Source organism: Neptuniibacter sp. QD72_48, from assembly GCF_047778065.1.
GTDB lineage: Bacteria > Pseudomonadota > Gammaproteobacteria > Pseudomonadales > Balneatricaceae > Neptuniibacter.
This window is the reverse complement of the sequence record NZ_CP180547.1, coordinates 3,103,958-3,125,683: the sequence shown is the minus strand read 5'-3', so window position 1 is coordinate 3,125,683 and position 21,726 is coordinate 3,103,958. Positions and strand designations below refer to the sequence as shown.

Annotated in this window: 22 protein-coding genes; 10 read left to right on the top strand and 12 right to left on the bottom strand. The window is 43.8% G+C overall.

Annotated features, from left to right (window positions below; translation table 11 throughout):
• The first annotated feature begins 125 nt into the window (after positions 1–125).
• On the top strand, positions 126–1,493 hold the full coding sequence (yegD, locus tag ACMXYX_RS14210; RefSeq protein ID WP_415906154.1) for a molecular chaperone: 1,368 nt from the start codon (positions 126–128) through the stop codon (positions 1,491–1,493).
• 30 nt (positions 1,494–1,523) lie between these two features.
• Here the strand turns inward: yegD and ACMXYX_RS14205 are convergent, their stop codons facing one another.
• From ACMXYX_RS14205 to ACMXYX_RS14190, 4 genes are all read right to left on the bottom strand, one after another.
• The gene (locus ACMXYX_RS14205; protein WP_415882304.1) at positions 1,524–2,168 is read right to left on the bottom strand and encodes a hypothetical protein; all 645 of its coding nucleotides are present in this window, start codon (positions 2,166–2,168) and stop codon (positions 1,524–1,526) included.
• Positions 2,165–2,662, bottom strand: a complete 498-nt coding sequence (locus ACMXYX_RS14200) for an RNA polymerase sigma factor (RefSeq protein ID WP_415882303.1) — start codon at positions 2,660–2,662, stop codon at positions 2,165–2,167. The genes ACMXYX_RS14205 and ACMXYX_RS14200 overlap by 4 nt, the downstream gene beginning before the upstream one ends.
• Before the next feature lie 98 nt (positions 2,663–2,760).
• Positions 2,761–3,693, bottom strand: a complete 933-nt coding sequence (locus ACMXYX_RS14195; RefSeq protein ID WP_415906153.1) for a DoxX family protein — start codon at positions 3,691–3,693, stop codon at positions 2,761–2,763.
• A 382-nt stretch (positions 3,694–4,075) separates the two neighbouring features.
• A complete protein-coding gene (locus tag ACMXYX_RS14190) occupies positions 4,076–4,834 on the bottom strand; it encodes a substrate-binding periplasmic protein (protein ID WP_415882301.1) in 759 nt (252 codons plus the stop codon).
• A 267-nt stretch (positions 4,835–5,101) separates the two neighbouring features.
• Between ACMXYX_RS14190 and ACMXYX_RS14185 the strand changes: the two genes are divergently transcribed.
• Positions 5,102–5,698: a hypothetical protein gene (locus ACMXYX_RS14185; RefSeq protein WP_415882300.1), complete on the top strand. Its 597-nt coding sequence runs from the start codon at positions 5,102–5,104 to the stop codon at positions 5,696–5,698.
• A gap of 95 nt (positions 5,699–5,793) precedes the next feature.
• Here the strand turns inward: ACMXYX_RS14185 and ACMXYX_RS14180 are convergent, their stop codons facing one another.
• The 5 genes from ACMXYX_RS14180 to ACMXYX_RS14160 all read right to left on the bottom strand — a co-directional run bounded on the left by ACMXYX_RS14180 (position 5,794) and on the right by ACMXYX_RS14160 (position 9,449).
• Positions 5,794–6,855 (bottom strand): DUF3137 domain-containing protein, encoded by a 1,062-nt coding sequence (locus tag ACMXYX_RS14180; RefSeq protein WP_415906152.1) that lies wholly within the window; start codon positions 6,853–6,855, stop codon positions 5,794–5,796.
• Positions 6,856–6,983: 128 nt separating this feature from the next.
• The gene (locus ACMXYX_RS14175; RefSeq protein ID WP_415882298.1) at positions 6,984–7,619 is read right to left on the bottom strand and encodes a cation transporter; all 636 of its coding nucleotides are present in this window, start codon (positions 7,617–7,619) and stop codon (positions 6,984–6,986) included.
• A 97-nt stretch (positions 7,620–7,716) separates the two neighbouring features.
• Entirely contained in the window at positions 7,717–8,163 is a 447-nt protein-coding gene (cadR, locus tag ACMXYX_RS14170) for a Cd(II)/Pb(II)-responsive transcriptional regulator (RefSeq protein WP_415906151.1), read from the bottom strand.
• Between the two features lie 61 nt (positions 8,164–8,224).
• The gene (locus ACMXYX_RS14165) at positions 8,225–8,971 is read right to left on the bottom strand and encodes an EAL domain-containing protein (RefSeq protein ID WP_415906150.1); all 747 of its coding nucleotides are present in this window, start codon (positions 8,969–8,971) and stop codon (positions 8,225–8,227) included.
• Complete coding sequence (locus tag ACMXYX_RS14160) at positions 8,961–9,449, bottom strand: hypothetical protein (protein WP_415906149.1); 489 nt, start codon at positions 9,447–9,449, stop codon at positions 8,961–8,963. The genes ACMXYX_RS14165 and ACMXYX_RS14160 overlap by 11 nt, the downstream gene beginning before the upstream one ends.
• Positions 9,450–9,706: 257 nt before the next feature.
• Here ACMXYX_RS14160 and ACMXYX_RS14155 point away from each other — a divergent pair, with 257 nt between their 5' ends.
• The 5 genes from ACMXYX_RS14155 (at position 9,707) to ACMXYX_RS14135 (ending at position 14,765) form a co-directional block, all read left to right on the top strand.
• Positions 9,707–11,377, top strand: a complete 1,671-nt coding sequence (locus ACMXYX_RS14155) for an ATP-binding protein (RefSeq protein WP_415906148.1) — start codon at positions 9,707–9,709, stop codon at positions 11,375–11,377.
• Positions 11,378–11,458: 81 nt separating this feature from the next.
• A complete protein-coding gene (locus ACMXYX_RS14150) occupies positions 11,459–12,247 on the top strand; it encodes a substrate-binding periplasmic protein (protein WP_415906147.1) in 789 nt (262 codons plus the stop codon).
• A gap of 146 nt (positions 12,248–12,393) precedes the next feature.
• Positions 12,394–12,858, top strand: a complete 465-nt coding sequence (locus ACMXYX_RS14145; protein WP_415906146.1) for a DUF302 domain-containing protein — start codon at positions 12,394–12,396, stop codon at positions 12,856–12,858.
• A gap of 291 nt (positions 12,859–13,149) precedes the next feature.
• Positions 13,150–13,719 carry a TetR/AcrR family transcriptional regulator gene (locus ACMXYX_RS14140; protein WP_415906145.1) on the top strand — a complete coding sequence of 190 codons (570 nt, stop codon included), beginning with the start codon at positions 13,150–13,152 and terminating at the stop codon, positions 13,717–13,719.
• A 104-nt stretch (positions 13,720–13,823) separates the two neighbouring features.
• Positions 13,824–14,765 (top strand): DMT family transporter, encoded by a 942-nt coding sequence (locus tag ACMXYX_RS14135; protein WP_415896906.1) that lies wholly within the window; start codon positions 13,824–13,826, stop codon positions 14,763–14,765.
• Here ACMXYX_RS14135 and ACMXYX_RS14130 read toward each other — a convergent pair.
• Positions 14,695–15,618 (bottom strand): LysR family transcriptional regulator, encoded by a 924-nt coding sequence (locus tag ACMXYX_RS14130; RefSeq protein WP_415906144.1) that lies wholly within the window; start codon positions 15,616–15,618, stop codon positions 14,695–14,697. The genes ACMXYX_RS14135 and ACMXYX_RS14130 overlap by 71 nt on opposite strands.
• 411 nt (positions 15,619–16,029) lie before the next feature.
• Between ACMXYX_RS14130 and ACMXYX_RS14125 the strand changes: the two genes are divergently transcribed.
• On the top strand, positions 16,030–18,858 hold the full coding sequence (locus tag ACMXYX_RS14125) for an FAD-binding and (Fe-S)-binding domain-containing protein (protein WP_415906143.1): 2,829 nt from the start codon (positions 16,030–16,032) through the stop codon (positions 18,856–18,858).
• Between the two features lie 170 nt (positions 18,859–19,028).
• On the opposite strand, the gene ACMXYX_RS14120 is transcribed toward ACMXYX_RS14125, so the two are convergent.
• Both ACMXYX_RS14120 and ACMXYX_RS14115 read right to left on the bottom strand, forming a co-directional pair.
• On the bottom strand, positions 19,029–19,319 hold the full coding sequence (locus ACMXYX_RS14120) for a type II toxin-antitoxin system RelE/ParE family toxin (protein WP_415906142.1): 291 nt from the start codon (positions 19,317–19,319) through the stop codon (positions 19,029–19,031).
• A 2-nt stretch (positions 19,320–19,321) separates the two neighbouring features.
• Entirely contained in the window at positions 19,322–19,567 is a 246-nt protein-coding gene (locus ACMXYX_RS14115; RefSeq protein WP_415906141.1) for a type II toxin-antitoxin system ParD family antitoxin, read from the bottom strand.
• Positions 19,568–19,842: 275 nt separating this feature from the next.
• Between ACMXYX_RS14115 and ACMXYX_RS14110 the strand changes: the two genes are divergently transcribed.
• Together ACMXYX_RS14110 and ACMXYX_RS14105 are read left to right on the top strand one after the other, a co-directional pair.
• Entirely contained in the window at positions 19,843–20,370 is a 528-nt protein-coding gene (locus tag ACMXYX_RS14110) for a hypothetical protein (RefSeq protein ID WP_415906140.1), read from the top strand.
• 502 nt (positions 20,371–20,872) lie between these two features.
• Positions 20,873–21,556, top strand: coding sequence for a hypothetical protein (locus ACMXYX_RS14105; protein WP_415906139.1), 684 nt, complete (start codon positions 20,873–20,875; stop codon positions 21,554–21,556).
• Positions 21,557–21,726 lie beyond the last annotated feature (170 nt).

Here is a 21,726-nt window from a genome sequence, read left to right as displayed (position 1 = left end):
TTGTTATTTTCTTACAAGTGGCATGCTTAACTTGAGGATTATTTATAGAGGAATTTGGTGCTTATCAAGGGCGTTAAAAAGTGTTATTTTGCGCGCCCTTTTTCTGAAGAAATAAGATCGAAAGCATGATTGCTGGTTTTGATTACGGTAGTTCAAATTGTGCCATGGGCGTTCTGAAAGCAGATAATAGTGTGCAGTTATTGTCACTTTATCAGCAGCAGAAATATGTACCTTCTACTCTATATGCACTCTCTCGCGAATTAATCTGCGAGGGTGTTGCGCGTCAAATTAGTAATCCTAAGATTCGTGATACTTATCTAAAAGAGAGAAGTCTCCAATTAAGGCAGGCGTCTGCGTCTCGTCTGTCTCTAGGCGTTTTATCTGATGAGCAGACTCTCTTTATTGGCGAGGAAGCAATAGAACAATATCTCGATCTGCCAGAAGAAGGCTATTTTGTTAAATCTCCAAAATCCTTTTTAGGCGCGAGTGGCTTACAAACCCAGCATTTGGCATTTTTTGAAGATGTCGTCACAGCCATGATGTTCCAGATAAAGCAGGCGGCAGAAAAATCACTGGGTGATTCGATCACCCAAACGGTAATAGGGCGTCCGGTTAACTTCCAAGGTAGTGGAGGGGAAGAGGCTAATCAGCAGGCTTGTCGTATATTGAAATGTGCTGCTGAGAGAGCTGGTTTTGTCGATGTTGAGCTTCTGTATGAGCCTTTAGCAGCCGGAATTGATTTTGAAGCGGGGTTAGAGGAAGACAAAGTCGTTTTAGTTGTCGATGTCGGTGGTGGTACCAGTGACTGTTCTATTGTCAAAATGGGCCCGAGCTATCGCGATAAGCCAGAACGTTCAGCTGACTTTCTTGGTCATAGTGGTGCTAGGGTAGGGGGAAATGACCTTGATATTCACCTAGCTTACTACGGGCTAACGCCAGTTCTAGGCATGGGAGGGAAATTGAAAAATGGGTTACCTATTCCCTCTCAGTCCTACTGGAATGCCGTATCTGTAAATGACATTCCCTCGCAGGTCGAATTCAATAGCTTAGCTTCGATCGAAATGATGGAGCAAATGCAGCGTGATGCAGCGGAGCCTGAAAAAGTAGCGCGCTTAATTCAGCTGCAAGAACAGAAACAAAGCTATCAGTTAGTGCGTAGTGCTGAGCTGGCAAAGATCTCTTTGTCTGATCAGGAGCAAGTTATTTCGGATCTAAGCTACCTTGATAAGGGATTGTCTCAGTCAATCAGTCGTGAAGTGTATGAGTCGGCAATAGAGCGCCCAGTATCTAAGATTGTAGATCTGATGAGTGAAGTGATTAAACAAGCCGGCTGCACACCTGAGCTGGTTTATGTGACAGGCGGTACGACAAAATCGCCTGCTGTCCGGCAGGCAATTGCATCTTTATTGGGTGATATAGACGTTGTCGATGGCGATCACTTTGGTAGCGTGACAGCTGGGCTGACACGCTGGGCAGAGAAGCTTTACCGCTAAACCAATGCGCTAAAGCATAATGGGTGTGGTTTATTCTGTGGTGTGTGCAATACCCAGTAATAAGCCGCCTTCTTGCCAGAGAGTAACAGCTGTTCCTTGGTTGTTAATAATATTCTGAGTATCAACCTGTTCTAGGGTTAGGCCCTCTGGATATTCTGCTTGGTAGAAAGTGTAGATCTGATTGTTCTCAATGTTGCGCACCTTCAACTGAGCAGCAATTTCACCATTAATTGAACAGTAGCTACCGCCAATCAACTGCCACATATCTTTTCCAAGTTTGCTTGATGAAATCAGTTTAAAGCTTAGCTGGGTTAGCTGTTGTCCAAGTTCATCTATAGAAGATGTGTATATAGAAATTTCGCTTGGCTGTTCATGATGGCCCGCAATTTCATTCACAATACTTGGGCCTGATATAGGCATAGGCATCAAACTGACAACCATAAAAATGCAGGCTAAAGCCAACGTCGGAACCATTAATTGCGGCAGTCTAAACCATGTTTTGCATTGATCAAACCAGCTAATTTTGGCTTTCGGGGTTTCAACATTTATATCCGCTTGGTTGCTAAGCTCTTCTTGCATAGACAGAAGTTGAGCTAACTTGTCTTCACTTAAGGACTGATCTTGGTAGTGCGCTTTAAGAGCTGATTTTAAGTTTTTAGGTGCGGTTGATTTCATTGCATCGCCTCCTTTGGAACCCATTGCTCTTCGGTTAGCTCTAGTTGGACTCGCTTTTTTAATCGGTGCATTTTGGATAGCAAGGTGCCTCGCGGCACTCCCTGTATCTCAGCTATTTCTGTCATGCTGTACTCTTCTATTGCCCATAGATAGAGTAATTCGCTTTCTTCTGCGCTTAGTAGCTTTAATAGCTGTTCAACATCACGTTGTTGGATAAATAAGGTTTCCAAAGAGTCTGATGATGTTTGGTTTATCTTTTCTACTGCATCAGGTAAATCAGATAAAGAAAGCAGTTTGTTATCCCCACGGCATTGATCAATAAAAGCGTTACGAATGCTACGCTTTATATAGGCTTCAGGTTCCTTTATTTGTGCAGAGTTAGTGCGTAGAAATTTCTCTACGCACTGCTGGAGCAGGTCATATGCCTGATCCTCATTTCGAGTCAGGGATAAAGCATAGCGATAAAGTTGGTTGAGCCTATTTTTGTCTAGCATTTATAAGTCGTACCGTGGCTGCCCAAACATAAAGTGTGGGCAGCCTAATCAGATAATTATGGGCTAAGCCATTTGGAACACTAATTATCTGAAGAGTTTCATTCGGTAGCGGTTATTTTTGCCTCCGATGGTCTCTTAAACGAATTTTTGAGGCGTGTGATCAAATCATTTAGGGCAAAACGTTCGCCACCACTGAAACGAATCAAGACAACCCCAGCAGCAAGAAAAGCAAATTCGCGTTTAAAGCTATTTAGGTTAGCGATTAGGCTTTTATCAAAATTAAGCTTATAGCCCATATACCAGAGCATAATAGCTACGGTTACTGCACCTGCTGTTCTAACTAATATCGGTGGTGCAAATAGAATAATTAGGCCCGCAAGTAACAGTAGAGGTTGCCACGTAGCAAAGGTAGGGACTTTTGCGAACGCGCCGAAGCTACCACTGACTAAAAACATGATGCCAATCGAGAGGCGGAGCAGTAACCCTAGGGCATCCCAATTGATGCCGTAATCATGCTGTCTATGTAAAACGTCAAGGCTATAACGACCTGGGCCCAGATTAAAAAGCACAAACATCATACCGGAAAGCGCGATATCTCTGATCTGTACAAACATGGCCGGGGAGGTATAGGTTTTTACCGCAATCTCAGTGTCAGGCACCGTCATGACGGGTAATGAGAATACAAAACTCCAAAGCAGGAAAGCATAAATAAGTGCTAGAGGTCTCACTAAAAAACCAACGACTAAGGCGATACCAGAGATAAGCTCAAAAGCTGAAAGTGAGGTCAGAAAGAGAGATGGAGTTAATAGCTCGCCCAAGAAACCCGTAAACAGATATTGTTGAAAAAGCTCATTAATATAGCCTGTTGATCCCATGTAATTAGCAACGATGGCATCATGTTTAGTGCTGGAAAGTAACTGGCTGAGTTTAGATACGCCGCCAATAATAAAAAGAATACCGAGACCTAAGCGTAAATATAGAGCTGCTTCATCGTAGTCTCTTTGTCGATTGTGAGTAAGGGTATTATTCATCTATATAAGCCTTGCAGATAAAAAAAATGCCCCGCTGAGCTTTTCCAAGTTGAACAACAAAACTGGGGTGTAAGCATGTTGTTTGCTTTGAAGTGACAGGTGCTCTTGGGGCGTTAAGGTGTAGCTGCCTTTAAAGACGAACCAGTAGGTGTTTTGATTGCACGATTTTGAAAATTAATTATGAAAAAGATGCAAAAAAGGGTGGGTTTTCTGAATTAAGGTGTTGATTTAAAGGGTAATAACTGAAAGCTTAATTCACAAGGTTAAAAAATAAACAAGCCGCTATAAGCCTTTATTCATGGGCTTTTTAACGGTTGTCCAAAATTAATATACACGCTTATCCACAGAAAACTGGGGTAAGTTTTATTTTAAGTAGATAGTGTTATTCAACTGCAAAAGGGGAAATTAATTTAAGTGCATTTCCTTCAAAGTCTTCTTCGCGAAGTTGTTTTAAAGCTTGATCAAACTCATCCTTCCGTAGTGCCCAACGAGAATTTGAAGATAGGCCAATAAATAGATCGACCCTGTTTCCAGGTTTAAAAACTGCTTTATCTATTTGAGGCGTTAAACCTCGTGAAGCAAGCTCATAATCTGCTTGGCAGTCGGTGCCGATAAAACTATCAATTCTTCCCTCTAACAATAGGTTGGGAAGCACAGCTTCTTGAGTCACATTTTTTTTATAGATATCTGTATCTTGATCAAATTCTGTGTAATAAGCAGAGCCACCCACCATGCCAATGGTCATCGCATGCATATCTCTATGTTTGCTGATGCGGCGAGACTTACCATGAGGAAGATAGAGTTGGGTACTGCAACTGTAGTAGTGAGGGTAAGCGTAGGTAATGTATTCAGCTCTTTCTTCGCGCCATGCTAAACCGCTCATCGCGTCGATCTGACCATTTTTCATCATCCGCAAGCAACGTTTCCATGGACAGCGTAAGTAGTGGACCTTAAAGCCTATTCGTTCAGACAGCTTTTTCCATAACTCGTGGTCAATACCAGTTACGGTTTCAGGCGTCACGAAGCGGAACGGAGGCCAAGAATCAGCGCCAACAACTAATGTATCGGCATCTGCTTTAGCGGTATTAATGCAAAAAAGAGCCGTTAGCACTAGTGTGTAGATGAAAGGGCGTCGTAACAACGGAATACCTCTATAAGACAGCAGAAAATACGTTTATCTCTTCACTATAGTCAAAAACGTGTTGGAGAGGTCGATGAGCTTATTGTGAGTAGACAGGTGTTGATCTTGTGAACAGATAACTGCACACTAGGACAAAAGGATTTTTAATAAGTTAAGTGTTCAAAGGAATGGGCATGAAAACCACACCTATACAATCCAAAGTGGATTGTATCTTTTTCTGTTTAGCTTTGTTTAGCACGTCACCGTTTTATAGGGAGGCGTGTTGAAATGCTAACGAGTCTTCACTTCCAAGATACCATTGGTGTAATAGTCTTAACTGCGTTGGTAAGCTACCTCTTTTTTGATGGCTTTCTAAATGTGACCTGCAAAGGCTTTTATACCCGCTTATTTTTTCATTCTAATAACATAGCGATCATGTCATTACTGGCTACTTTAGGTTTTTCAGACCTATTGGGGTTAGTTGCCGCAGAGACTATGGGTGTCATGGGGTTTTACCTACTTTTACTTTCTGTATTACCCATTTTTATCGCTATTGTTTACGCCTTTACCTTAGAGCCACCATCGCTGCATCTACTTTATGAACGTTGCCGGCAAGAGATTAATTATCTTAACTGGGGAGTGAAATTGGAGATGGTGATTATTCTATCTGCAACCCTGTGTTTGGCATCAGGCCTATCTCAAGTGGAGACGTTTCGTGATTGGTTTGGCTACTTTAGCCTGGGGCATATGTTAGTTACTTATCTGGGGTTATTGGGTATTGTTGCTTTTGTAGTACAGGCCTTTTTCAATCAAGTAATGTTGATAGTTCGCTCTACCCTAGCAGTAAGTTTTTTCTATCCGGTTATCCACGTGATGTCTTTGTAGATGACTGTGCAGTTGTAGCGAAGGATTAAAAAGCCCTTTTTGAATTTAACAAAAAGGGCTTTTTTCTGCTTATAGGAATGCAGGATTGAAGAAGGTTAAGCGCCGCTAGCCTCTAGTGCGATAACCGTCAGTTCTTCAATCATTTCGATCTCCTGTAGCATCGGATAAAGCACTGTTTCTTCACATATGTCGCCATGAAGGTTAGGCGCCATAAATAGATCTTTTGGGCGGTGTAGTAGCATGACACACTGGCTACCAAACAGGCTCATCTCAGTTGCAGCCACGTCTAACTTATCCGTAAAGCTTTTGTAATTTTGCAAGAAGTCCGGTGTCAGGATCTGTTTAGCATAAGCTTCATCTTCAGCGTAAATATGAAAGCCCTGGCCAAAGGGATTGTTGTCTAACGTGATACGCTGATCTTTATCCATAGGCTTCTGCTGGAAAAAGCTAAGCACTTTTCCCCAATTTGCTTGTAGGATCACACGAGAAGAGAAGGTTTTTGGCAGCGTCATATTCAGGATCACCCCTTTAAATTCGGTGCTCTTCCTTGTATTTCCTTTAGCGTCAGTTTTCATTCGGCTTAACTGGCACTCTACCATTTCTACAGCTACAGCCCCAATCTCTGTACGGAGGTAATCCTCTTGTATGGTCAAATCTTCTTGATGTGGTGGCAGTATGCGGCTATCGCGCACTGAATCCAGCGGTATGATTCCGTGACGCTCATAATGAAAACCGTCTAAATGATCGAGGATTTTTGGCAGTAAATTTTCAGCAAAATGATGATTGAAGTCTTGTTTGAATTTAGCTGCTTGAAGCCCTGAAATTATTAGCGGGATGATCGCTAAGAAGAGGCCGCCCCCAATAAATATCACAATAGAAATGACTGCACAGGCTAGGGACGTGATAAAACCAATTAGCAAACGACGGTCACATGCTTTTTTGGCTTTTTCTCGCTCTTTAAGCAGCTCTGCCCATTCAGGAGCGCAGGCCCGCTTTAGCGCTTCGAACTGTTCTGGAGCTACATCAAACTTCAGTTGCGCAGGCTTTTTACGAAAAATTCGGTAGACGATAAAATCAACAATCGTATCGAGCAATGCGTCAGTTGCGGTATCGAGGCGCTTTTGGCGGCTATTGGGTTGGTAAGATGGAGCGTTCACACAAAGCCTACTATTATTCAGACAATTATAGAGATCTGAGCATAACAACGCTTTTTACGGATTTAAACTGACTAGGTTTGTAGGGATATAAACACTAGTCAGTGTAGAGCTTAGTTTCTTTTGAAAGTTTAGGAGCAGGATTCCCTAGGTAGAGTATTTAATTCCTGCCTTGCTTGTTTTATTACACTTATGCCAGCGCTGGTGGCTAATAGGCCCATGATGGTTGCTACTAAAAGATCTGGCCATGCTTGCCCACTACCTAATACACCCGCAGCAGCGATCATCACTGCAACATTGCCAATGGCATCATTTCGACTACATAGCCATACAGATCGCATATCAGCATCGCCACTGCGGAATGTATAAAGCATGATAGCGACAGTTACATTCGCTACTAATGCTAGTAAGCCAATAATGCCCATAGTGACTGGTTCTGGAGTTTGGCCATTAAACGCATCCCATAGTACTTTTAGCAAAACGGCTATGCCAAACAGTAGCATGGTTGATCCTTTGATCAGGGCTGCTCTGGATCGCCATAACATACCCATAGAAAGAACGGACAGTGAGATGGCATAGTTTGCGGAATCGCCTAAAAAGTCGATCGCGTCAGCGAGTAGAGATGCTGAAGAAGCATTAAAGCCCGCGATTATTTCGATGATAAACATGCTAGCGTTTATCCATAGAGCGATCCATAAGGCTCTTCGAAAGCGGCCATCTTCTAATGCACTTTTAGAATGGTTAGCGTTACAACAACTGTCGGCCATTGTTTTTTTCCTCAAAACGACATTGTCAAAAATAGTTCTAAGGTTATTAAAAAGCCTGTAGTCACTACAGGGTCAAGTGCGTTACTGAAGGTCTACCTTAATGCCCATGTAGACCGTTAATATGAGTATCTGATTCTGTGTCAGTATGGGGTTTATCCGAAGAGAGGCCTTCAAGGATCCCGCAGTGCTCTATATCACTCTCAGAATTACAACGTTGTCGTAAATTACGTAGATCTTGTTCTAAAGATGTGAGTGCCTGAATACGTTTAACAACGTGCTCAATATGACTATCTACCAGCTCATTAATATCTTGGCAGCTTTCACTGGGGTGATCCTTGAGCTCTAACAGGGTACGGATTTCATTGAGGCTCATATCTAAACTGCGGCAGTTACGTATAAATAGAATACGGTTTCGATGTTGTTCGTTATAAATTCGGTAATTGCCCTCGGAACGATAGGGGGAAGGAATTAATCCCTCCTTTTCCCAATAGCGAATCGTTTCTATGGGACATTCTGTTTGTTTAGCTAGTTGGCCGATTTTCATAAAGTTATCCTCAAACTCTAAAGTAATTATAGACTTTGCAGAGGTGAGTGAAAGTATTTACCTAAGGGGTAACGTCAGTTGTATGGCCGCAGACTAAGTATCGATGTTCTGATGGAGTGGAGTAGAGGTAGCCTTGAATTAAATCGACACCGGCCCAGCGTACAAAGTCAGATTGGAGTTGGGTTTCAACGCCTTCAGCCACGATGATGCAGCCTTTCGATGAGCACAGCTTAATTATTTGATGATAAAAGCTGGCCGCCCAGAGGTCTGTTGGTACATCGTTTAGCAGCTTTACGTCTAACTTAATAATGTCGAAGGGGGCTTGTAAAAGCCGCTGTAAATTGGAATATCCCGCGCCAAAGTCATCCATGGCGATACTAAATTCATGTTGCTTTAGAAAAGAGACACGACGCGACACAAGCTCATCACTGATGTCGTGCTCGCAAATTTCTAACACTATTCGCTGTTTCTGTTTCTCATCTAGATTTAAAAGAACGTCTTGCCAGAGTTTTTGAAAAAGTTGATCGCAGGCAATCAGAGGTCCTGCAAGATTAATCCAAATACTAGATTCATCCTGAAACTGAGCGTCCAATGCGTCTTTTATCTGCAGACTGGTCATTTTTAGAAGTAGCTCGGTATTGCGATATAGATAGGGGATAAGTTCTCGCATGGGTATTTTCGCGCCCGAATCTAAGAAGAAGCCTCTACATAGGATTTCTCTGCCGTAGCCATTATCTAACCCTGCAGTAAAAAGCTCCTGTGAATACCAAACAAGGTGGGCGTCGCGACCACTATAGTTAAACAGCATAAGTCGCCTCGTCGGTATTTAGGCAAGAATAGATAGAGTCTTCATCTTTTAGGCGTTGGCTAATTTCCTGCAGAAACCTCTGAATGTTCAGGTTATTTTCCATATTGATCAGACGATTACCTTTGGTCAGTTTTAGATGATGAATGTAATCGCTGGTGTTATGGCATGTCTGTTGTAACTTCTTGTAACTCTGAGTAAGGGCTAGCTTTTGTTTAGCGCTTAATTCGCTACCTTGTAAGGTTGGTACCAGAAAGCAGGTTTCTAGATCGAGATGAATGACGACCCCTTTTATCAACTTTTTTAGTGCCTTATCGAGTTGTAACAAATGACAAAAATCGCGTGACAGTAATCGTTGAATAGTGGCGATTTCTTCTTCGAGTTGTTTGTGTTGTGTTAACAACACTGCACTCCACTGGGTATTGTTATGCCCTTTGAGTAAGGCATTAGCGATGGAGTGGTTGGTACTAGCTAGGCGCATATTGATGGTCTCCTGCCAGAATTTTCATACTTGTGACCTTTACCTAATAAGCCAATGAAGAAAAATAATAGGTCACAGAACTATTAAGATGTAATTAAAATACATCTTATTTTGTTTTTAAAATGTATGTCAAATGTATTTTATTTGCCCTTCTAAGGCCTGCTGTTTAAATCTAGATAGTTATAGAGGGAATTTGGTGAATAGGCGGTTCCTTAACTATTCTGAATTGAGTTATCCCATTTGTATTCACTGTGGTTATGTCTGAGAAAACGCCATCCATAGAAGCGCTAGAGAAGAAGATTCGCGAGTTAGAAGAAGAGAACGAGATTCTCTCTGACTTTGCTGGATTATCTTCTGAGTGGTTTTGGGAGCAGGATGCGTCTTTCAGGTTTGTGCGATTTTGGGGCATGTTGACGGAGAAGCTACAGCGTAAACAGAGCTTATTTATCGGTAAGCGACGGTGGGAAATGCCTATCCAAGGGTTAACCGATGAAGAGATACAGGCACATATCGATTGCTACGAACAGCACCTACCTTTCCGTGATTTTGAATATGAAGTACCAGGTAACGATGGTGCTATTCAACATTATTCCGTCAGTGGTAAACCAGCTTATGACCGAGAGGGCAATTTCACCGGTTATCGTGGCGTAGGCCGTAATTTAACTCTTCTGCATAATGCCCAGAAGGCAGTTCGTGCAAGCCAGCAACAACTCTCGCAAATCTTACAGGGCAGCCCAATTGCCACCTTTGTTATCGATAAAGAGCATAAGGTGACCCATTGGAATAAAGCCTGCGAAGCACTGACCGGTGTGCCTGCCAACGAAGCGATTGGTCGTGATGATAGTTGGCGTGGTTTCTATGCTGAATCAAGGCCGACTATGGCTGACCTTGTTGTGGATAATGCCCCCGTTGCCAAAATACGGGAGTATTACGATTACCACTTTGCTGTGTCTAGCTTGATTAGCGGTGCCTGTGAGGCGGAGGATTTGTTTCCCAATATTGGCCCTTCAGGGCATTGGTTGCACTTTAATGCTTCGCCGCTTTTAGATACAGAAGGTAATACGGTTGGTGCCATTGAGACCTTGCAAGACATAACTGACCGAGTTAAAGCTCAGCAAGCGGAAAAAGACCACCATCTCAAGTTAAAACGTGCGCATGAGGAGTTACAGTCAACTTTGCAGCAGTTGGTCGAGGCTAAAAAACTGGCAGGGCTTGGACGATTAGTTTCTGGTGTAGCGCATGAACTGAACTCTCCTTTAGGAAACATTTTGCTGGGATTAACAACTGCGCAAAATAATTTAGAAGAGATTCAACAGTCTTTTGAATGTAAAAACCTGAGTCAGTCACAATTGAGCCAATACCTAGAAACTGCAGCTGAATCGATAGTGTTGATGGATCATAACCTTAATCGAAGTATTAACCTGATCAATCGCTTTAAAGAGCTTTCAAGTGATACCAAAACAAAAATCACGAGTAATTTCTCACTACAGGAGGTCGCATTAGGTGTATTTGGGGCCTATCAGCACAGGTGTGCTGAACGACAAATTGACTTAGTAACTGCTGTTCCCTCGAATCTCATGATTTGTAGTAATGAAGAGGCGCTTGAACAGATATTAGTTAGTCTTCTGGAAAACAGTTTGAACCATGCTCAGCTAGGCGAAGGTAGTCGAATTGAACTTACAGTGACTAACGTAAAATCGGGTATCGAAATAGGTTTTTCTGACAATGGTAAAGGGATGAATGAGAAAGCAAAAGAGCATGCGTTTGATCCATTTTTCTCATCAAAAATGGGGCATGGTACGTCGGGATTAGGTCTTTATAGGGTCTACAATCTGGTTTCTGTTGTATTGGGGGGGAGTATTAACCTGTATAACAATGAGCCGGGGTTGCTAGTGAAAATAACGTTGCCTGATTTGTCTAGCGTGTGAATGACCATATGCGGCTGAGTACTTGAGTTAAGTGTCTATACTTACCATTGCTCCTTAATTTAATAAGAATAAATTGAGCCTATGCGTAACTGTAACTTACTTATTTGGACGAAGGATTTAGCGCAACTAAAAGTGCGTATTTTGCGCTTGTTAGTAATTGGTTGTGCTTTAGTTTTTAGCTATCAAGTTGCAGCACAACCTGATTTAAAAGTGATTACTGAAGATTGGGCACCATACAACTATGAAGAAGGCTCTGAGTTAAAAGGATTCTCAATCGAAATAGTCCAAGCGGTTATGAATGAGTTGGGAGAACAATATCCTATATCCATCTATCCAGGTGCCCGAGGTGACCGAATGTTGGAAACCTTGCCGAATGTTATGTACTTCTCATTGTTCAGAACACCGGAAAGGGAAGCTAAGTTCAAATGGATTGGCCCAATTTCTACAGAAGCCATCTATTTCTATAAGCGTAAAGATAACCCCCAAGTTTATCGGACGATTGATGATATAAAACAAGCAAATAACATTACAGTTCCCTACAAAGGACTGGTAGCAAACAAAGTAGATGAACTCGGTATTACTAATGTTATAAAGCTCTCTTCAAGAGATCGGCAGTTCAGTTTGTTGTTTTCAAATAGAGCCGAACTCGCTGTAAACATTAGTCCACTAGGTGTAGTGTATTACCTGAAACGTATTGATAAGCCCGTAGATTCATTGGTTCCTACGGGTGTTAAACTACTCGAATTTCCCCTCTATATCGCGTGCTCAAAAGATATCCCTGATAGTGTGATTGAACGGTGGCAGGCTGCTTTGGACAAAGTGAAAGCATCAGACAAATACGAACAAATTTACAGCAAATACCTAATGTAAAAGTTACCTATCACCTCCCGAATAATTTTCCCCTTCTATGCCTACCTCTATCTTAGATAGCTAAATCCCATATTTCACCTAAATTGAATTAATCGTTATTTTGCTTGTCCGAGCTAAGCAATTAGAGATTATGAATAGGGAGATAAATGATGGGAAAAATCACAGGTACGGTAGCAGGCACTGTTGCTCTAGGCGTTGCAATGAGCGCTTCAGTTCAAGCTGGAGATGGCATGATCAATGTGAAAAGCCAACACAGTGTTGTTCAAACGGCCGATAAATTAGAAACGGTTCTGAATGCTAAAGGCATGACTGTATTTGCCCGAATTGATCACAGCGCTGGCGCCGAGAAAATCGGTAAGGAGCTACGGGATACTCAGTTGGTCCTTTTCGGAAATCCAAAAGTGGGTACGCCCTTGATGCTTTGTGCACAAAGCGTCGCGATCGACCTGCCGCAGAAAGCATTGATTTGGGAAGATGCGGAAGGCTCTGTTTGGTTAAGTTATAACGATCCAGCACACTTAGCTAAGCGCCACAATATTCAGGGTTGTGATGAAGTACTAAACAAAGTATCAGGTGCTTTGGGTAAGTTTGCGAAGGCGGCAACGGAGTAAAGATAGGACGCCACTGCGTGGCTAGAGGACGGCTTCGCCTAGAGGACGCCACTGCGTGGCTAGAGGACGGCTTCGCCTAGAGGACGCTGCTACGCAGCTAGAGAAAAAGAAAGGCTGCTTGCGCCTAGAAAGCTCCATGTCATGGCTTTAGAGCAATGATCTACAGTCGTTGTCTTTCCAGCGAAGGCTGGAATCTATGGTTCGTAATAAGCTGTAGTTATCCGTAAGCTTGAAATTACTTTCTGTACCTACTAGTATGTTTGTTACTTAAGATATTGAGCACACTAAGTTATGGCTGCTACACGCGAGTTATTGATTGATACTATGAAGCAACTGCTTTGGGAGCGGGGGTATGATGCCACCAGTCCTAATCAGGTGTTAGAGCGTAGTGGTGTGGGTAAAGGTAGCTTCTACCACCATTTTAAAGGCAAGAAGGATCTAGCAATTGCAGCGATGGAATCCCGAACGGATGACCTGATTGCTGAGTTTGATCAGATCATTGCGCAAACGGATGGGGATTGGTTAGCTCAGGTAAGCGCTTATTTAAGATTGCCACGACATACGTTGAAGGGCTGCCGTATGGGGCGAATCGTTCAAGACCCTTCGGTCGAAGATGAACAGCTGTTAGCACCTTTGGAACGTTATTTCTCCACAATGCAGAAGCGCTTCACTGCGATTTATAGCGAGGCGCAATCATCCGGTGCATTAGTAAAGATCCATAAGCCGAAAGCTTTGGCTAAATTAACCTTGAGTGTCTTACAGGGCGGCTTTGTTTTAGGACGAGCGGTGCAGCAAGATGATACGGTGGGTGATGTTTGCGAGAGTTTCTTAGACATGTTGGCAGCACTGAAAACGAACTAAAAAAATTGTTGAGAACAGCCTGTTTAGTTACAGGCTTTTTTTGAAATACAAATTGTACCTACTGGTATGTACAGGGCTTCTATAGGCATAGTGAGGGAGAGAATATGAAAATGTATCTGAATCAGAACATCTTACTGATGCTGCTATTTATAGCGGTGTATGGCTCTGGATTTGTTGGGGCAAAGCTTGGCTTAGGTTATAGCGAACCGTTTACCTTTTTAGCTGTACGTTTTGCGATTGCGGGTGGCTTGCTTGCATTGGGAGCGGTATTGCTTAGCGCACCTTGGCCGAAAAATCCTGGGTGGATTTTGGTAACTGGAATCTTAATGCAGGGGCTATTTTCGGTAGGCGTATTTTACGCACTCTATTTGGGTATGAAGCCTGCCGTATGTGCCTTGATTATTGCGTTGCAGCCATTGTTAGTCACTGTACTAGCCGGACCATATCTGAAAGAGCAAGTAACAGGCTGGCGTTGGCTTGGCCTGTTGATCGGCATCAGTGGTGTAGCGGTTGTAGTCGCTGATGGGCTAGCGGTAGAAGGGATTAGTTGGACGACCCTAGTCTGGGCTCTGCTTGGACTATTGGGGTTATCGCTAGGGCAGTTAATTCAGAAAAAGCACTGTGCTGATATGCACTTGATCAGCGGTGGGGCATTGCAGGTATTAGGTACGGTCCCCGTGATGCTGTTGTTAGCGTTTCAATTTGAAACGATGCAGATGCAGTGGCATCTTGATCTAGTTTTGGCCATCTTCTGGATGGCGGTTGGCGTATCCTTAGGGGCAGTTAGCTTACTCTATATCTTGATTAATCGAAACAGTGCATCCCAGGTTGCCAGCGTGTTTTATGGTATACCGGTCGCTGCAGCACTAATCGCATGGCCTCTATTTGAACAAGTACCCACCATGGCCGACTGGGGCGGTTTTGCGGTGGTGGTCGTCGGTATTTTAGTTGCCAATATCAGGTTGAAAGAGACGATTACTCATGAAAACGTTGCGAATGAAACGCGCAGCAATGCTTCTCATAAGCTTCCGCTAGAAGCTCAATAAAGGCACTGATCTTACGGGGCACGTAGCGAATATTGGGGTAGATCGCATAAATGCCCACATCGCGGTAAACCCATTCCTGTAATACTGGGACAAGTTCGCCGCGGGCAACCTCGTCACGGACGAGGAAGACAGGCATAAATGCAATCCCAGTACCGGCAATCGCGGATTCTCTTAAGGTAACAAGAGAGCTTGCCTGAAAACGGCCATTTACTTTAATACGATCGGGCTGGCCTTTTACTGTGATTGGCCAGTCATGGGGGCCGGTTTCTTGATACTTAAACTGCAGGCAGTTGTGCTCATCCAGATCGGTCACCTTTTTAGGCGTACCGTGTTCTTTTAAATACTCTGGCGAAGCATAAGCGTACCAACGGGATTGCACTAAAAGACGGGCACGAAGGGTCGAATCAGATAAAGTACCGGTACGAATAGCTAGATCAAAACCGTTTGATATCAGATCTTGAAAGCTATCCTTAATCACCATCTCAACCTTCATCTCTGGATAACGTTTTAGATATTCATCGACGACGGCAGGAAGGAAGAACTGACCCGAGATCATCGGCGCAGCAATACGCAAAACCCCTTGAGGCTGCTCAGCATGTTGAGACACTGCTTGCTCGGCTAGCGCTACACCACTCTCTAACTGCTGGCAGTGATGATAGAACTCTTCACCCGCTTCTGTAAGGTTCAGCTTTCGCGTAGTGCGGATCAGCAATTGCACGCCTAAATGTTTCTCCAGCCGCGAAATATGTTTGCTCACTACAGAGCTCGCTACGCCTCTTTGTTCCGCGACCGCGCGGAAAGACTTGAGTTTCACCACTTGGGCGAACAGCAGCATATCATCCAGATTATTCATATCGGTCTTATTGTTTAATATTTGGAATCAATTAAATTCGATTGTGCACGCTAATTTAATTATAGCGTTTGAGCTAACCTATCTCAAAACCATAATAACTAGGGAACCTACGAATAAGTCCTATACGACTTTGCTATGCCCCTTGGGTACAGGCTTAAAGAGCAATTGAAGCACGAGGCAATGATTACAGGCATGCTGGTTGCCTGTCGAAAATCATTAACAAAGTGATTCGGTTGCTCTGTAAGCCCCGTAGGGTGGGCTCTAAAACGACCATCTACTTTGTCAGTCAGCTTGAAAAGGTCCAGACATTTCGCTGCACTGACTTTCGCGTATCTGGTCGTTTTATAGCTCACTGAGAAAGTATGAGACTTATCAGTAGGTTCCCATAAGCTCAACTGACAGGATCGCATCATGCAGGAACAGGATAAATACCAAGAATTTATTGCTGAAGCCGCTAAGTTTATTCCGGAAAAGCGGATTATTACTGATTACCTTCGTACCCTTGCTTATGGTACGGATGCAAGCTTCTACCGCTTGCTACCGAAGGTGATTGTGCAAGTGGCGGAAGAGTCCGAAGTGATCCGTCTGATGGCTTTAGCAACAAAACTGAACCTGCCGATTACGTTCCGAGCATCAGGTACCAGTTTGTCAGGCCAGTCCATTACCAATTCGATCATGCTTTCCCTAACACCGGATTGGAAAGATTATGAGATTCTTGAGTCAGGTAAAAAGATCCGCATGCAGTGTGGCGTGCTGGGTGGCGATGCTAACCGTTATCTGGCGCCATTAGAGCGTCAACTCGCACCGATGCCAGCGTCGATCGATGCGGCTACTGTGGGTGGTATCGCTATTAACAATGCGGCGGGTATGAACTCTATGGACACATACGGTGTTATGGATTCAGCTCGCTTTGTTCTGTTAGACGGTACTGTGTTGGATACTGGCTCAGAAGAGAGCCGTGAAGCCTTCCGTGTTAGTCATGCAGGCATGATTGCCGACGTAGAAGCGCTATCGAAAAAGTTGCGCAGTAACACCGCGTTAAGCAAACGTATCTTGCGTAAATACGAAGTTAAAAACACCACCGGTTATGGTTTACGTTCCCTTATCGAGTGGGATGATCCAATCGATATCATCGGGCGTTTGATGATCGGGTCTGAAGGTACGCTGGGGTTTATCTCCGAGATTACACACAACACTATTCGTAAATACCCGCTAAAAGCTTCTGCATTTTTGGTCTTCCCTGATATCCGTACAGCAAGTATTGCGGTAACGCGATTTAAGCTAAATAAAACACCGGTATCTGCGGCAGAGATGATCGACTATTTTGCACTTAAAGCTGTACAACACATGGATGGTGTACCAAGTTATATCCAAGGTGTTCCCGAAGGTGCGACAGCGATCTTGGTGCAAGCCGAAGCCGATGAACAAGAGGTTCTAGAAAGCCATATCGCGACGATTCTTGCTGAGATTAATGATCTAGAATTGGTTGTGCCTGCCAGCTTTACCGATAAGCCATCGGAATATCAGGCGTACTGGAATGTGCGTAAAGGGATCTTCCCTGCGGTGGGTGCTACTCGTCCGAAAGGTACGACTGCCCTGATCGAAGACGTCGCTTTCCCAATCGAAACGCTAGCAGATGCGCTGGTGGATCTTCAGCAGTTGATGCAGAAGTTTGGTTACGATGATGGTGTTATTTATGGCCACGCTTTAGATGGCAACCTGCACTTTATTTTCTCGCAAGGCTTTAGCAGTAAAGAAGAGGTTGATCGTTACGAACGCTTTATCGATGAAGTCTGCGATATCGTTGTTAACAAATACGATGGCTCTCTAAAAGCGGAACACGGCACAGGTCGTAACATGGCTCCTTTCGTCCAGAAAGAGTGGGGTGATGAAGCCTACAGCGCCATGTTGGAGATCAAGCGTATCTTCGATCCACAAGGCATCTTAAACCCGGATGTCATGATTACCCAGAATCCAAAGCTGCATATTAGTAACCTGAAGCCGATGAAGGCTGTTAGCGATATTGTCGATCAGTGTATCGAATGTGGTTTCTGTGAGCGTATGTGCCCATCGAAAAATCTAACCCTCAGCCCGCGCCAGCGTATTATCGGCAAGCGCGAACTGGCGTTGTTAGAAGGTGAAAACCAGCAAGCTTTCGCTGATGAATATGACTATATGGCAGTAGATACCTGTGCGGGCTGTGGCTTGTGCTCAACGGTTTGCCCTGTAGGCATCAATACCGGTGATTTGGTTCGACAGCTTCGCCACGAACGTCATGCCAGCCGAGAAGGTATGTCCGAATGGATCGCTAATAACTTTGGGACGGTTACCAAAGCGGCGAAAACCGCCTTTGGTATAGCTGATATGAGTCACGGCTTGCTGGGTAGTAAAGCAATGGGTGCGGTAACGCGTACCGCGCGCAAACTATCTGGTAATAAGATTGGTTACTGGAGCCCAGAGATGCCGACACCGGCACCTAAACTGGAGACAGAAAAGCGCCAACCAGCTCAGCCAACCAATACTTCAGGTAACAAACTGAAGGTGGTTTACCTACCAAGCTGTGCTAGCCGTACTATGGGCCCAGCGCGTGGCGCAGAAGAACAAACCTCGCTGGTGGACAAAACAGAAGCGCTGCTACGCAAAGCAGGCTTTGAGGTTATCTATCCACAAAACCTGAAAGAACAATGCTGCGGTATGCCGTTTAAGAGTAAAGGCATGTTTAACCAGGCCGAAGCTAAAGCTGCTGAAACAGTCGATATGCTGCTAGAAGCGAGTAATGGCGGAGAGATTCCTGTCTACTGTGACACTAGTCCATGTACGATGCAGCTAAAAGAGAATCTAGATTCTCGTATCAAGTTGTATGAGCCGGTCGACTTTATTCACACCTTTATGATGGACAAACTGGACTTCCAGCCTGTGGATGACAAAGTTGCCCTGCACATTACCTGTTCGGCACGTCGCTTAGGCCTCGATCAAAAAATCGTCGAAGTGATGAATGCCTGCAGCACTAATGTCGTGGTTCCAGATCAGATTACCTGCTGTGGCTTTGCCGGTGACAAAGGCTTCACCACACCAGAACTGAATGAATCAGCACTACACACACTAGCGGATCAAGTTGAAGGCTGCAGCAGCGGCTACTCAACCAGCCGTACCTGCGAAATCGGCCTAAGCCACCATTCCGGTATCGACTACCAGTCCATCGTCTACTTAGTAGATCAGTGTACTGAGAGGAAGGCTTAGGAGCAGAACGCTTCGCTTTTAGGACGCCGCTTCGCGGCTAGAGGACGGCTGCGCCTAGAGGACGCCACTGCGTGGCTAGAGAAAAAGCCAGTTCAAGTTATCACAGGGATGTTTTTAGCTGAAACCTGACGCCCTCAGGTTTCAGCTTTTTTAATTCAAGATCAGAACTTTCAAAAATACAGATCTGTATTCATCTTTTTATGCAGGATTCGGGCAATGCATATCCCGTTATCAGATTGTGTGTAATACAGAGTATGGCTTCTGAAATGGAACAAACGAAGACCTAAGGAAAGTTCATTGCAGGGCTGACCAATAAATGGAGTGCCAGCTAAGTTTTCGCAGAGTTGTTCTAATTCAGAGATGTAGAGTCGGGTTTGGTTTTGGCCCCAAGAGGTGAGGCTATGCTCGATGATTCCTTCCAAATCTGCCACCGCTTCATCCGTAAAACTGTATGTTTTCATGCTTAGAACATCCGTTTCTTAATTTCCTCAAAGATCTCTCTGCCGTCTCTTACCTTGCCTGCAGCGACGGAATCCAAACCTTTCTGAATTTCTGCTCTAAGGGTTTCTAGTTTTAACTGCTCTTCAGCATCTCGTTGTTCGAGTAAACGCAAAGCTTCCCGGACTACCTCGCTAGAAGAGTTATACCTGCCACTTTCCACCTTTGATTTCACAAACGCTTCCAGTTTTGGAGTGAGTGATACATTCATTATTGATTGCCTGTTTTTTGATCAGATATAAAGAATTTTAGCAAAGATTGTTATTTTAAATATAGAGGTTAGTTGTAAGAACAGGCTTCGCCTTCTAGTCGCTAGGACGCCGCTTCGCGGCTAGAGGACGGCTGCGCCTAGAGGACGCCACTGCGTGGCTAGAGGAAAAGCGAAGGGAGTTTCTAACATTTAATAATTTAACTAATAGATTCTTTCCCATCAATCGCCTAGCATGTGGCTCTCTTTATCAGAAACAGATCAAAGGATTTGATTAGATGTTCTTATATTGGAAAAGGATTTTTCTCAGCATAACCACTGCTATCCTGCTCGCGGGATGCGCGTCTACTGCACCTCCGCAACACGTAGTTGTTCAGCTTCCTCTGGCAGAAGCTACTCTCAAGCTAGATGTTAAAAATAACGATCAGCTAGCCATTGGCGAGTTTCTGCTATTAAACAGCGATGAAGGCTATGTCAGCATTCAAGTACTTAGCGCAGAGGAAGAGATCGAACTGTGGGACATAACTACCCAAGAGTATCTTGCTCAACTTTATGGCACTAGTAAGCCAGAAAATCAGGATATTGGACAAGCAAAGTTAGTATTGTCGGAAAGTGTTGTTTCAACTGACTACTTAGAACACGAAAGCTATTTTGCGATATACCAAAAAGAGCAAGATGGGCGAGAGCGTATCTTCTTCACGGATAAAAATGAGCAATCATCTACGTATTACATTTTAGAAACTGAGGGAAAGGATTCCCGAAAAATATTCTATGGAGAGATAAATGATAATAAGCGCGGAAGATAAGCGATATGCTAAGGCTATACTGGCTTCGCCTGCGAGTGGCTAGGACGCCGCTTCGCGGCTAGAGGACGGCTGCGCCTAGAGAGCGCTTCGCTTATAGGGCGCCACTTCGTGGCTAGAGGATGCAGCTGCGCTGCTAGAGGAAAAGCGTTTTAACCGGTTTGTAGGCATTGGGATATCATTAAACCGCTGTCTTTCCAGCGAAGGCTGGAATCTAGTTTTTGTTGAAGAACGATCAGGTTGTCAGAAGTTACCTCATTTCTATTTATCAGTTGTTTCCTTCCTTCAACTGATCCTTATCAATTTGTGTAGTTGTATAAACGCTAATGTATAGGCATTCTTGTTTGAAATAAGGCCAAGTAGGCCGTGGATTATTTTCGTCAAAAGGAAAGACGATGGAAGGGAAAATCAGTGGCGAGTGGCTAGACGCTCCGCTTGTTAGAAGCCAGAAAAAGATAAAAACCTCACCCGTTCGGTTTTGGGGTTCTAGTCGAGGTATCTATTGATGGGATATCTTGCACCGATAGCTGAAGCACTCAAATCAGGTGATTCAGTTTTGCTTATGATCGTTGTGGCTATGTCGTTGTATGTGGCGGCGAGAGCTATATGGAATTTTATTAATGAAATCCAAGATAGGAAAAGCTCATATCTCAAGGGATCGTTGGAGATAAACGATCTTTCCGAAGACACAAAATTCGTTGTTAAAGAAAGCCTGGAGCGAGTTGCATTCTATCGTGCGACAGGAATCTCTGGAGATCCCTATATAAGAAATTTGATTGCTAATCTGCTTAGAGCAACACAAGGTCAGTTTTCTATCCGAGGTATCAACAGGGCCAAAGATTACATTGATGTTGTTGATGGTCAGTTAGTTATTCTCTTGTCGATGTGGAAAAGAATACACTTCTACATTGGCTGCGTTTTCTGTGTCGTTTCATTTCTGTTAGCAATTGCTTTCTGGGTTACTGGTGTTGTCTTAATTTCGAACACTCAGGGGGTGATAGATTTTATGATGTTTTTTGTGTTGTCAGTTTTGATGATGGGTATAGCTGTATATAGCATTTGGGAAGTGGCTGGTTATCTTATTGCTAAAGATTTAGATGAATTCCTCAAAAAACACCCTGAATGCAAAGGGAACAAATTAACGGAAGCATTTGCGAGTGTAGCCGAGTTGAAAGATATTGCAGCGTAATCTTTGAGAAATGGGAGAGCTGATTCTGTTGCTCTAGGTAGATCGATTAAAGGACTTTGCCCCCTTTAATGATAAATCGGAAGTAATTAACGAGTCAGGCTCTGACGGCTGGTTAGGTGATATAGGTAGAGGGATCTGACCACTTTAATGATTTTAGCCGTTTAACGTTT